Below are 12,765 nucleotides of genomic sequence, written 5' to 3' on the forward strand. Positions count from 1 at the left end.
TATGACACGGTTATCGCAAAAATTTCATTCCGTCAGGCTTGACGTGTGACCTGTAAAGACAATAGTTAATACAGGGCCATAAGCCCTAAAAACCTCTTCCTGAACAATGATAAAAATCGCCGAATTCGGCTCTCTCTGGAGTCGCTTTGATGATAAAAAAAATCAGTGGTCGCCATGCTGTTTCTGGCCTGGTGGGGATTTCAGCCTGTCTGCTTTCTGGTCACTCAGCATTTGCCTGGCAACAGGAATATATCGTTTCAGACCCGCAAAGTAATACGGCGGAACGCTATACATGGGATGCGGATCACCAACCGCGTTATGACGATATCCTGGCGGAGCGCATCCAGTCTTCGCAAAATGCGCCGGGGCTGGCTCTGAATCTGCCCTCTGGCTCGACCTCCGCGGGGGCGATGAGCGTCGGCTGGAATTTTCCGCTGGCGGGTCATGTCACGACCGGCCCGGTGGTGGCATGGCGTTATGACGGCACCACGCCCATGATGATTAATGAGTTTGGTGATAGCGTGACAACCCAGGCGCTGACCGATCCCCTGTGGCATGCCAGCGTGAGTACGCTAGGCTGGCGCGTGGATACGCAATATGGCGAACTTCGTCCCTGGGCGCAGATTAGCTATAACCAGCAGTATGGTGAAAATCAGTGGAAATCCCAGTTCGGGATGCCGCAAACGCCTGCCCCGGCTCAAAATGGCAACTGGATGGATGTCACCGTAGGCACCGATATTCCTTTCACCTCGCACATGGCGGCGTATGCTTCCTTAGCGCAAGGGGAGGACAGCACGACGGGAGAGCAGTTTTTGTACACGCTGGGCGTAAGTGCAAATTTCTAACGTTGTTACTATTTTAAACGTCACGTTAACATCTTGAATACAATAACCGTGGGGGTTGTAGCGATAGCGAGCACTAACATTCTGTCGCTTCATTCCCCGGCAAGGTCGTTCATTCCCGATTCCAGGCATTTCATTCCGTTTCTCCTGCATCTCATGCCGTTTTCCCCCAGCGGGATCAGGGTTTTGTTTATCGTTGTCCTCAGCAAATTCCCTTACTTTCTCTTGCAGGACAACTGCCATGAATACATCTTCCTACAATCGTACACGCTGGCTGACACTCTTTGGCACCATCGTCACCCAGTTTGCGTTGGGCTCGGTCTATACCTGGAGCCTGTTTAACAGTGCCCTTTCCGACAAGCTTGGTGCGCCGATCAGTCAGGTGGCGTTCTCTTTCGGTTTGCTAAGCCTTGGGCTGGCGCTGTCCTCTTCGGTTGCGGGCAAGTTGCAGGAGCGGTTCGGCGTGAAACGCGTCACGATGGCCTCGGGGATCCTGCTGGGATTGGGCTTTTTCCTGACGGCGTATTCAAACAACCTGATGATGCTCTGGCTGAGCGCCGGGGTACTGGTTGGTCTGGCGGACGGTGCCGGTTATCTGCTTACTCTGTCAAACTGCGTCAAATGGTTCCCGGAGCGTAAAGGGTTAATCTCCGCGTTTGCCATCGGTTCTTATGGCCTGGGCAGCCTCGGATTTAAATTTATCGACTCTCATCTGCTGGCGTCGGTTGGCCTCGAAAAAACCTTCATGATCTGGGGGGCTATCGTCCTGGTGATGATCCTGTTTGGCGCGACGCTGATGAAAGACGCACCGCAGCAGGAAGTGAAAACCGTTAACGGCGTGGTGGAGAATGACTTCACCCTGGCTCAATCCATGCGTAAACCCCAGTACTGGATGCTGGCGGTGATGTTCCTGACAGCCTGCATGAGTGGCCTGTATGTGATTGGTGTGGCGAAAGATATCGCGCAGGGCATGGTTAAACTGGATGCCATGACGGCGGCAAACGCGGTGACCGTGATCTCTATCGCTAACCTGTCTGGTCGTCTGGTGCTGGGTATCCTGTCCGACAAGATTGCCCGTATCCGCGTGATTACCCTTGGACAGGTGGTTTCACTGGTGGGTATGGCGGCTCTGCTGTTTGCGCCCCTGAATGAAGCGACTTTCTTTGCTGCGATTGCCTGCGTGGCCTTTAACTTCGGCGGCACCATCACGGTGTTCCCGTCACTGGTGAGCGAGTTCTTTGGTCTGAACAACCTGGCGAAAAATTACGGCGTGATTTACTTAGGCTTTGGCATCGGCAGCATTTGCGGCTCGTTAATTGCCTCGCTGTTCGGCGGATTCTATGTCACTTTCTGCGTAATATTCGCCCTGTTGATTATTTCACTGGCCCTGTCGACGACGATTCGGCAGCCGCAGCGCGAAGTGTTTAATGAAGCACATGCCTGAAGATAAGACAAACGGCCGGGTTTCCGGCCTTTTTCTTGTCTGAAAACCGGAACTTAAGTGATATCGTCTGTTTAAGGACTTTCTTTTTTGTAAAAAATTGTACCGATCACACTCTCTGTTGCCACTTTTCTGCTTCCCTGTGGTCTACTTACCACGCTTGTAGACGTTTCTTATAACGATTCCCTGAGCGAATATCTAAGCTGTCCATTTTTTAGTGAAGTGGACGGCGGTACTGTCCCTTTTTCCGGGTAGCTTGCATGAAATACATTAAATCGATGGCGCAACAAAAGCTCTGCTTTTTGCTGGCGTTGTACATCGGCCTTTTTATGAATGGCGCAGTTTTTTTCCGTCGGTTTGACGGTTACGCGCAAGATTTCACCGTCTGGAAAGGAATTGCAGCGGTTGTCGAATTGGTCGCTGCAGTACTGGTTACCTTCTTTTTATTACGTATTCTGACACTGTTTGGTCGCCGCGTGTGGCGTGTGCTGGCAACGTTCATCGTGCTTTGCTCAGCCGGTGCCAGCTATTACATGACGTTTATGAACGTCGTTATAGGATATGGCATTATTGCTTCCGTCATGACGACAGATATAGACCTTTCTAAAGAAGTCGTTGGGTTGCATTTTATCCTCTGGCTGGTAGCGGTAAGTGCTTTGCCGCTGTTGCTCATCTGGAGTAACCGCTGCCGGTATACGCTTGTGCACCAGATCCGCACGCCAGGTAAACGCCTCAGAAGTGTTGCACTGGTACTGCTGGCAGGTCTCATGGTCTGGGGGCCGATTCGCTTGCTTGAAGTCAAGCAGAGAAGTGATGAACGCACCTCTGGCGTGGATATGCCAAGCTACGGTGGTGTAGTCGCAAACTCTTACCTGCCTTCTAACTGGATCTCTGCTCTGGGGTTATATGCATGGGCGCAGGTGGACGAATCTTCTGATAACAAATCGCTTATGAACCCGGCGAAGAAGTTTACTTATGTAGCGCCGAAAGATATCGACGATACCTATGTCGTCTTTATCATTGGCGAAACGACGCGCTGGGATCATATGGGTATTCTAGGTTATGACCGTGATACCACGCCTGAATTGGCTCAGGAGAAAAACCTGATTGCCTATCGCGGCTACTCCTGTGATACCGCCACCAAGCTCTCCTTACGCTGCATGTTTGTTCGTGAAGGGGGGGCGAGCGATAATCCGCAGCGTACCTTGAAAGAACAGAATGTGTTTTCTGTGCTTCATCAACTCGGGTTTAGCGCTGACCTCTACGCTATGCAAAGCGAGATGTGGTTCTACAGCAACACCATGGCGAAGAACATCGCTTACCGTGAGCAAATTGGTGCGGAGCCGCGAAATCGTGGCAAGGCTGTCGATGATATGCTGCTGATCGATGAGATGAAAAACTCTCTTAATGGCAACCCGGATGGCAAGCATATGATCATCCTGCATACCAAAGGGTCTCACTATAACTATACCCAGCGTTATCCTCGCAGCTTTGCGAAATGGACGCCGGAATGTGTTGGCGTTGACAAAGACTGTACCAAAGAGCAGTTAATTAACTCTTACGACAACTCAGTGTTGAATGTGGATCATTTTATCGATTCGGTGATTGACCAGGTACGGGATAAGAAAGCGATCGTGTTCTATGCGGCTGACCATGGTGAATCCATCAATGATTATGAGCATCTGCACGGTACGCCACGCAAGATGGCACCACCAGAACAGTTCCGCGTGCCGATGATGGTGTGGATGTCTGATAAATATCTGGAAGATCCAGAGAAAGCCAAAATGTTTGCTCATCTGAAACAGCAGGCAGAAATTAAGGTACCGCGCCGTCACGTTGAGTTGTACGACACCATCATGGGGTGCCTGGGTTATACCTCTCCGGACGGGGGGATTAACGAAAATAACAACTGGTGCAAACTGCCTGAAAGCAGCCAGAAAGCCGCGCAGTAGCTTGCCTGGCGAGTTTATCGCCAGTTGAATGGCTTTTTTAAATTAAGGGATTGACGGGGGCGCACCTCAGCAGTAAGATGCGCTCCGCATTCGGCGAGTAGCGCAGCTTGGTAGCGCAACTGGTTTGGGACCAGTGGGTCGGAGGTTCGAATCCTCTCTCGCCGACCACATTCAAAAAAGGGCTAACCGCAAGGTTAGCCCTTTTTGCATTAACGCTTTATTCGTCCAGATTAGCCAAAACACCTCTTAGTCCTGCTTCTTCCTGCCTGTTCGTGATTTTGTGACATAATCCATTGTATTTTTTTATATATAGATTGATCTTTTTTCGCGTTGCTTATGGATAACCTCAGCATTTTTCGCTGTGCGTTTTAACGTTCGCGGTATTTAGTGCTCAGATAATCACCGTTCTGCAAGAAAATTTACCCATTCTGAATAAAAGTTAATCACTGATTGTTGCGAAATATGAAGATATTTGTGCTGCAACATGGCGAGTAGCATAAATTTCCCTGCTGAAAACTGGCGTACATAGTTTTTTTAATCTTTGTTTGCGGTTTCTCACACTCAGCGTAAATCCCCGTCACCTGTATTGACGTTTTCACATTCTGTTGACAGATTGTAGGGCACGAGGGGCATTTCAGGGACGATCTGCGCTGCAACTCCAACGCTCTTCTGAAAGGATTCTCCATCCCTTTAACGCCTTCGGGCATCACCGACCGGACCGGGTAAAAAATAAATAAAGGTCAGGCGGCGTAACACAACAAAGCAAAACATCACATTGGAGCAGAATAATGAGTATTTCCTTGAAGAAGTCAGGGATGCTGAAGCTTGGTCTGAGCCTGGTGGCTATGACCGTGGCAGCAAGCGTACAGGCAAAAACCCTGGTTTACTGTTCTGAAGGCTCGCCGGAAGGCTTTAACCCACAGCTCTTTACCTCTGGTACGACTTACGACGCAAGCTCTGTGCCGATCTATAACCGTCTGGTTGAATTCAAAACCGGCACCACGGAAGTGATTCCTGGCCTGGCGGAGAAGTGGGACGTCAGCGAAGACGGTAAAACCTATACCTTCCACCTGCGCCAGGGCGTGAAGTGGCAGGACAGCAAAGAATTCAAACCAACGCGCGACTTCAACGCCGATGACGTTGTGTTCTCCTTCGATCGTCAGAAAAACGCTCAGAACCCGTACCACAAAGTGTCCGGCGGCAGCTATGAGTACTTCGAAGGGATGGGTCTGCCAGACCTGATCGCTGAAGTGAAAAAAGTGGACGATAAAACCGTTCAGTTCGTGCTGACTCGCCCGGAAGCGCCATTCCTGGCGGACCTGGCCATGGACTTCGCCTCTATCCTCTCTAAAGAGTACGCGGACAACATGCTGAAAGCCGGCACGCCGGAAAAAGTGGACCTGAACCCAATCGGTACCGGTCCGTTCCAGCTGCTGCAGTACCAGAAAGACTCCCGTATTCTGTACAAAGCGTTCCCGGGCTACTGGGGTACCAAACCACAGATCGACCGTCTGGTCTTCTCCATCACGCCTGACGCGTCTGTGCGTTACGCAAAACTGCAGAAAAACGAATGCCAGGTTATGCCATACCCGAACCCGGCTGATATCGCCCGCATGAAGCAGGACAAGAATATCAACCTGATGGAGCAGGCTGGTCTGAACGTGGGCTATCTCTCCTTCAACACCGAGAAGAAACCGTTTGATGACGTGAAAGTGCGTCAGGCGCTGACCTATGCGGTGAACAAAGAAGCGATCATCAAGGCCGTTTACCAGGGCGCCGGCGTTGCGGCTAAAAACCTGATCCCGCCAACCATGTGGGGCTATAACGATGACGTTAAAGACTACACCTACGATCCAGAGAAAGCGAAAGCGCTGCTGAAGGAAGCAGGGCAGGATAAAGGCTTTACCGTTGAACTGTGGGCGATGCCGGTACAGCGTCCGTACAACCCGAACGCACGCCGTATGGCTGAAATGGTTCAGGCTGACTGGGCGAAAATCGGCGTTCAGGCCAAGATTGTCACCTACGAGTGGGGCGAGTATCTGAAGCGCGCCAAAGCGGGTGAGCATCAGGCAGTGATGATGGGCTGGACCGGTGACAACGGGGATCCGGACAACTTCTTCGCCACCCTCTTCAGCTGCGCGGCGGCAAAAGACGGCTCTAACTACTCTCGCTGGTGTTATAAGCCGTTTGAAGACCTGATCCAGCCGGCACGTGCCACCGACGATCACAACAAACGTATTGAACTCTACAAGCAGGCACAGGTTGTTATGCACGATCAGGCTCCGGCTCTGATTGTTGCTCACTCCACTGTGTACGAGCCAGTGCGCAAAGAAGTGAAAGGCTACGTGGTTGATCCGCTGGGCAAACACCACTTCGAAAACGTATCTGTTGAATAATCAGTAGGGCGTTCTCCCTCTCCCTGTGGGAGACGATAGGGGTGAGGGGCTTGCATGCTAGCCCTCACCCTAACCCTCTCCTGCGGGAGAGGGAATTTACATTTGTGAGCAATACAGACGCCACGCCACTGGTCGTGCGTCTTCAGAGAGAATCCGGGTTATGTTGCAGTTCATCCTCCGACGTCTGGGACTTGTCATCCCCACGTTTATCGGTATCACCCTTCTCACTTTTGCCTTTGTCCATATGATCCCCGGCGACCCGGTAATGATTATGGCGGGCGAGCGTGGTATTTCCCCTGAACGTCATGCGCAGCTGCTGGCTGAACTCGGCCTCGATAAGCCGATGTGGCAGCAGTACCTCCACTATATCTGGGGCGTCATGCATGGTGACTTAGGGATTTCACTGAAAAGCCGTCTTCCGGTGTGGGACGAGTTCGTGCCGCGTTTTAAAGCGACACTGGAGCTTGGCATCTGCGCCATGATTTTTGCCACTGCGGTGGGTATCCCTGTCGGGGTGCTGGCTGCCGTTAAACGTGGCTCTATTTTTGACCATACCGCTGTGGGCCTGGCGCTGACCGGCTACTCCATGCCGATCTTCTGGTGGGGCATGATGCTGATTATGCTGGTCTCGGTGCAGCTTAACCTGACGCCGGTCTCCGGACGCGTCAGCGATATGGTCTTCCTCGATGATTCCAACCCGTTGACCGGCTTTATGCTGATTGATACGGCGATATGGGGCGAAGAGGGCAACTTTATTGATGCGGTCGCGCATATGATCCTGCCGGCAATGGTGCTCGGCACGATCCCTCTGGCGGTAATCGTGCGTATGACCCGTTCGTCAATGCTGGAAGTGCTGGGCGAGGATTATATTCGTACCGCGCGTGCTAAAGGCCTGACGCGTATGCGAGTCATCATCGTTCATGCGCTGCGTAACGCCATGCTGCCGGTGGTGACCGTTATCGGTCTGCAGGTGGGTACGCTGCTGGCAGGGGCGATCCTGACCGAAACCATCTTCTCCTGGCCGGGCCTTGGCCGCTGGCTGATTGACGCGCTGCAACGCCGTGACTATCCGGTCGTGCAGGGCGGTGTATTGCTGGTCGCGACGATGATTATTCTCGTCAACCTGCTGGTCGATTTGCTGTACGGCGTGGTGAACCCGCGTATTCGTCATAAGAAGTAAGGGGCCATCATGTCACACGTTTCTGAAAATAAAGTGGTTGCTGCACCGGTTCCAATGACGCCGCTGCAGGAATTCTGGCACTACTTCAAGCGCAATAAAGGCGCGGTAGTGGGGCTGATCTATGTCTCTGTCATGATCCTGATTGCCGTGTTTGCAAACGTGCTTGCACCGTATAACCCGGCCGATCAGTTCCGTGACGCGCTGCTGGCCCCCCCTGCATGGCAGGACGGCGGGAGCCTGGCTCACCTGTTGGGTACCGATGATGTAGGTCGCGACGTGTTGTCGCGTCTGATGTACGGCGCGCGTCTGTCGCTGCTGGTGGGCTGCCTGGTGGTGGTGCTGTCCCTGATCATGGGGATCATCCTCGGCCTGGTTGCGGGTTATTTTGGCGGCATTGTTGATAACATCATCATGCGTATCGTCGACATCATGCTGGCGCTGCCAAGCCTGCTGCTGGCCCTGGTGCTGGTGGCGATATTTGGCCCGTCGATCGGTAATGCCGCGCTTGCGCTGACCTTCGTGGCACTCCCTCACTACGTGCGTTTAACCCGTGCGGCAGTGCTGGTGGAAGTGAACCGCGACTACGTCACCGCGTCCCGCGTGGCCGGTGCCGGTGCGATGCGCCAGATGTTCGTCAATATCTTCCCGAACTGCCTTGCGCCGCTGATTGTTCAGGCGTCGCTCGGCTTCTCTAACGCCATTCTTGATATGGCCGCTCTTGGCTTCCTGGGCATGGGTGCGCAGCCGCCAACACCGGAGTGGGGCACGATGCTCTCCGACGTGTTGCAGTTCGCACAAAGCGCCTGGTGGGTTGTCACCTTCCCGGGTCTGGCAATTCTGCTGACGGTGCTGGCATTTAACCTGATGGGTGATGGTCTGCGCGATGCACTTGATCCCAAACTGAAGCAGTAAGAGGCACGAGATGGCGTTATTAAATGTAGATAAATTATCGGTGCACTTCGGCGATGAAGGCACCCCGTTTCGCGCCGTGGACCGCATCAGCTACAGCGTAAATCAGGGCGAAGTGGTTGGCATTGTTGGGGAATCCGGTTCCGGTAAGTCCGTAAGCTCACTGGCGATTATGGGGCTGATCGATTATCCGGGCCGGGTGATGGCGGAAAACCTGCAGTTCAATGGTCAGGATCTGAAGCGCATTTCCGAGAAACAGCGCCGCCAGCTGGTGGGCGCGGAAGTGGCGATGATCTTCCAGGACCCGATGACCAGCCTGAACCCCTGCTACACCGTGGGCTTCCAGATTATGGAGGCGATCAAGGTCCATCAGGGCGGTAACAAGAAAACCCGTCGTCAGCGGGCGATCGACCTGCTGAACCAGGTGGGGATCCCTGACCCGGCATCGCGCCTTGATGTCTACCCGCATCAGCTTTCTGGCGGGATGAGTCAGCGTGTGATGATCGCAATGGCAATTGCCTGTCGGCCAAAACTGCTGATTGCCGATGAGCCGACCACAGCGCTGGACGTGACCATCCAGGCGCAAATCATCGAGCTGCTGCTGGAACTGCAGCAGAAAGAGAACATGGCGCTGGTGCTGATTACGCACGACCTGGCGCTGGTGGCTGAAGCAGCACACAAAATCATCGTGATGTATGCAGGACAGGTGGTGGAGACCGGAAGTTCGCACGATATCTTCCGCGCACCGCGTCATCCGTATACCCAGGCGCTTTTACGTGCGCTGCCGGAGTTTGCCCAGGATAAAGCGCGTCTGGCGTCGCTGCCGGGTGTGGTACCGGGTAAATATGACCGTCCGCAGGGCTGCCTGCTGAATCCGCGTTGCCCGTATGCGACGGATAAATGCCGTGCAGAAGAGCCTGAGCTGAACCAGCTGGCTGACGGTCGTCAGTCGAAATGCCACTACCCACTCGATGATGCCGGGAGGCCAACACTATGAGTACGCAACAGGCCACCACGCAACAACCGCTGTTGCAGGCTATCGACCTGAAAAAACACTACCCGGTGAAGAAGGGGATTTTTGCCCCTGAGCGCCTGGTGAAAGCGCTGGACGGCGTCTCCTTTACCCTCGAACGCGGTAAAACGCTGGCGGTGGTCGGGGAGTCGGGCTGCGGCAAATCAACCTTAGGCCGTCTGCTGACGATGATTGAAACGCCTACCGGCGGCGAGCTCTATTATCAGGGGCAGGATCTGCTCAAGCACGATCCGCAGGCGCAGAAGCTGCGTCGCCAGAAAATCCAGATTGTGTTCCAGAACCCGTACGGTTCATTGAACCCGCGCAAGAAAGTGGGGCAGATTCTGGAAGAGCCGCTGCTGATTAACAGTAATCTCAGCAAAGAGCAGCGTCGTGAAAAAGCGCTGGCGATGATGGCGAAAGTCGGCCTGAAAACCGAGCATTACGATCGCTACCCGCATATGTTCTCTGGCGGCCAGCGCCAGCGTATCGCCATCGCCCGTGGCCTGATGCTCGACCCGGATGTCGTGATTGCCGATGAACCTGTCTCAGCGCTCGACGTTTCCGTGCGCGCACAGGTGCTGAATCTGATGATGGATCTGCAGCAGGAGCTGGGGCTGTCTTACGTATTTATCTCCCATGACCTGTCGGTGGTAGAGCATATCGCTGATGAAGTGATGGTGATGTATCTGGGGCGCTGCGTGGAGAAGGGGACGAAAGATCAGATCTTTAATAACCCTCGCCACCCATACACCCAGGCGCTGCTCTCTGCGACACCGCGCCTGAACCCGGACGATCGTCGTGAGCGTATTAAGCTGACCGGTGAACTGCCAAGTCCGTTGAATCCACCTCCGGGATGTGCATTCAACGCCCGTTGCAGTCGCCGCTTTGGCCCTTGCACCCAACTACAGCCGCAGCTGAAAGATTATCGCGGTCAGCTGGTGGCCTGCTTTGCGGTCGATCAGGATGAAAACGGCGAAAAGCCGCAGGCGTAAACAAAAAAACCGGCGTTAAGCCGGTTTTTTTATGTCTGCTAACCTATTTCCGCAAACGAATCTGGTCGACAGCGTGTTTCTCGCTCTTGGTGAGGATCAGGCTCGCCCGCTCGCGGGTAGGGAGAATGTTCTCTTTCAGGTTTACGTAGTTGATCTCGTTCCACAGACCTGTCGCCACCTTCACCGCCTCTTCTTCAGAAAGCTGGGCGTAGTGATGGAAATAGGAGTCCGGGTCGGTGAACGCCCCTTCGCGGAACTTCAGGAAGCGGTTGATATACCAGCTTTGCAGCAAATCTTCCGGTGCATCGACATAAATAGAGAAATCGACGAAGTCAGAGACAAACACGTGATGCGGATCGTGAGGATAATCCATCCCGCTTTGCAGCACATTTAACCCTTCCAGAATCAGAATGTCTGGCTGCACCACCGTTTTGTCTCCGCCCGGAATGCGATCGTAAATCAGGTGCGAATAGACCGGCGCCGTGACGTTAGGCACGCCGGATTTCAGGTCAGAGACAAATTTCACCAGACGGTGCATGTCATAAGAGAGCGGGAAGCCCTTCTTCTTCATCAGCCCGCGTTCTTTTAACACCTCATTGGGGTGCAGAAAGCCGTCGGTGGTGATCAGCTCCACGCTGCGGTGTTCTGGCCAGCGGCTCAGGAGAGCCTGCAAGACACGCGCGGTGGTGCTTTTACCTACCGCCACGCTGCCAGCAATACTGATGATATAAGGAATGCGCTGACCATTGGTTCCAAGGAACTGCTCCAGCACCGCCTGACGGCGCAGGTTGGAACTGATATAGAAGTTAAGCAAGCGTGAGAGGGGGAGATAAATTTCTGCCACCTCTTCCAGGGACAGATCTTCGTTTATCCCTTTTAACCGTGCGATTTCACCTTCCGTCAGCGTCATAGGGACGGAATCACGCAGGGCAGCCCACTGGCTGCGGTTAAAGTGAAGATAAGGCGTCATTAACGTTTGCTCTTTTTTGCTCATAAGCATGCTTCAGTGAGCCAGCATCACACTGCCGGATCATGGCTCATCACACAGTTAATTTTGGACAATGGGCAGGAGGTTAACACCAGATGACAGGAATAATAAGAAAAAAGATGGAAAGCGCTGCGTTACGCGGAAGCTGTCACGCTACGGTGTATGCGATGCAATTCGCTCATATATGTTGAATATTTGACCGTGAATGGCTACTTTTACAGCGCTTGATGCGTGGTTAGCATAAAATGTGAGCGAAAGAACGTTTTATGCAAATTTTTAGTTGCATGACCGCGCAGGTATCCATAGAATGCGCGCTACTTGATGCCGACTTAGCTCAGTAGGTAGAGCAACTGACTTGTAATCAGTAGGTCACCAGTTCGATTCCGGTAGTCGGCACCATCAAGTCCGGTGGGGTTCCCGAGCGGCCAAAGGGAGCAGACTGTAAATCTGCCGTCACAGACTTCGAAGGTTCGAATCCTTCCCCCACCACCACTTTCTGGCAGCGTAAATGCCGCCGGAGCTGGTTTAAAAGCTGAATCAGCTCGAACTTAAAAAGAGAGAAATCTCTTTTTTTGTTACAGAAAGAACTGGGTAGCCGAGTTTCAGGATGCGGGCATCGTATAATGGCTATTACCTCAGCCTTCCAAGCTGATGATGCGGGTTCGATTCCCGCTGCCCGCTCCAATACGTGCTGATATGGCTCAGTTGGTAGAGCGCACCCTTGGTAAGGGTGAGGTCCCCAGTTCGACTCTGGGTATCAGCACCACTTCACTTCTCCTTCCCGTTTCTCTCTGTTTCAATTTTACTTGATTCAACAGTTCAGGCATTTCGCCTGGTTGATGTGGTGATATCACCGATTTATCCGTGTCTTAGAGGGACAATCGATGTCTAAAGAAAAGTTTGAACGTACAAAACCGCACGTTAACGTCGGTACTATCGGCCACGTTGACCATGGTAAAACAACGCTGACCGCTGCAATCACTACCGTTCTGGCAAAAACCTACGGTGGTTCTGCTCGTGCATTCGACCAGATCGATAACGCACCAGAAG

10 protein-coding genes and 5 tRNA genes are annotated in these 12,765 nt (G+C 53.1%); 14 read left to right on the forward strand and 1 reads right to left on the reverse strand.

Annotated features, from left to right (window positions below):
* The first annotated feature begins 146 nt into the window (after window positions 1-146).
* From HX884_RS14120 to dppF, 9 genes are all read left to right on the forward strand, one after another.
* Complete coding sequence (locus HX884_RS14120; RefSeq protein ID WP_023620076.1) at window positions 147-845, forward strand: autotransporter domain-containing protein; 699 nt, start codon at window positions 147-149, stop codon at window positions 843-845.
* A 238-nt stretch (window positions 846-1,083) separates the two neighbouring features.
* Complete coding sequence (locus tag HX884_RS14125) at window positions 1,084-2,286, forward strand: MFS transporter (RefSeq protein ID WP_029882721.1); 1,203 nt, start codon at window positions 1,084-1,086, stop codon at window positions 2,284-2,286.
* A gap of 257 nt (window positions 2,287-2,543) precedes the next feature.
* Window positions 2,544-4,235 (forward strand): kdo(2)-lipid A phosphoethanolamine 7''-transferase, encoded by a 1,692-nt coding sequence (gene eptB / locus HX884_RS14130; RefSeq protein ID WP_178328375.1) that lies wholly within the window; start codon window positions 2,544-2,546, stop codon window positions 4,233-4,235.
* 91 nt (window positions 4,236-4,326) lie between these two features.
* Window positions 4,327-4,403, forward strand: a tRNA-Pro gene (locus HX884_RS14135).
* Between the two features lie 620 nt (window positions 4,404-5,023).
* Window positions 5,024-6,631 carry a dipeptide ABC transporter periplasmic-binding protein DppA gene (dppA, locus tag HX884_RS14140; RefSeq protein WP_023620080.1) on the forward strand — a complete coding sequence of 536 codons (1,608 nt, stop codon included), beginning with the start codon at window positions 5,024-5,026 and terminating at the stop codon, window positions 6,629-6,631.
* Window positions 6,632-6,791: 160 nt separating this feature from the next.
* Window positions 6,792-7,811, forward strand: a complete 1,020-nt coding sequence (gene dppB / locus HX884_RS14145) for a dipeptide ABC transporter permease DppB (protein ID WP_014830232.1) — start codon at window positions 6,792-6,794, stop codon at window positions 7,809-7,811.
* A 9-nt stretch (window positions 7,812-7,820) separates the two neighbouring features.
* Window positions 7,821-8,723: a dipeptide ABC transporter permease DppC gene (dppC, locus tag HX884_RS14150; protein WP_062935090.1), complete on the forward strand. Its 903-nt coding sequence runs from the start codon at window positions 7,821-7,823 to the stop codon at window positions 8,721-8,723.
* Window positions 8,724-8,733: 10 nt separating this feature from the next.
* The gene (gene dppD / locus HX884_RS14155; RefSeq protein ID WP_013094994.1) at window positions 8,734-9,717 is read left to right on the forward strand and encodes a dipeptide ABC transporter ATP-binding protein; all 984 of its coding nucleotides are present in this window, start codon (window positions 8,734-8,736) and stop codon (window positions 9,715-9,717) included.
* Window positions 9,714-10,727, forward strand: a complete 1,014-nt coding sequence (dppF, locus tag HX884_RS14160; RefSeq protein ID WP_014830234.1) for a dipeptide ABC transporter ATP-binding subunit DppF — start codon at window positions 9,714-9,716, stop codon at window positions 10,725-10,727. Before dppD ends, dppF begins: the two co-directional genes overlap by 4 nt.
* 43 nt (window positions 10,728-10,770) lie before the next feature.
* On the opposite strand, the gene coaA is transcribed toward dppF, so the two are convergent.
* Complete coding sequence (gene coaA / locus HX884_RS14165; protein WP_013094996.1) at window positions 10,771-11,721, reverse strand: type I pantothenate kinase; 951 nt, start codon at window positions 11,719-11,721, stop codon at window positions 10,771-10,773.
* A gap of 317 nt (window positions 11,722-12,038) precedes the next feature.
* Between coaA and HX884_RS14170 the strand changes: the two genes are divergently transcribed.
* The 5 genes from HX884_RS14170 to HX884_RS14190 all read left to right on the forward strand — a co-directional run.
* Window positions 12,039-12,114: transfer RNA gene (locus tag HX884_RS14170), tRNA-Thr, on the forward strand.
* A gap of 8 nt (window positions 12,115-12,122) precedes the next feature.
* Window positions 12,123-12,207, forward strand: a tRNA-Tyr gene (locus tag HX884_RS14175).
* A 117-nt stretch (window positions 12,208-12,324) separates the two neighbouring features.
* Window positions 12,325-12,399 (forward strand) — tRNA-Gly (locus HX884_RS14180).
* Window positions 12,400-12,405: 6 nt separating this feature from the next.
* Window positions 12,406-12,481: transfer RNA gene (locus HX884_RS14185), tRNA-Thr, on the forward strand.
* Between the two features lie 118 nt (window positions 12,482-12,599).
* On the forward strand, window positions 12,600-12,765 hold a 166-nt coding region (locus HX884_RS14190; protein WP_227514874.1), incomplete at its 3' end, for a GTP-binding protein.

The organism is Enterobacter sp. SECR19-1250 (assembly GCF_013391025.1).
Taxonomy (GTDB): Bacteria; Pseudomonadota; Gammaproteobacteria; order Enterobacterales; family Enterobacteriaceae; genus Enterobacter; species Enterobacter cloacae.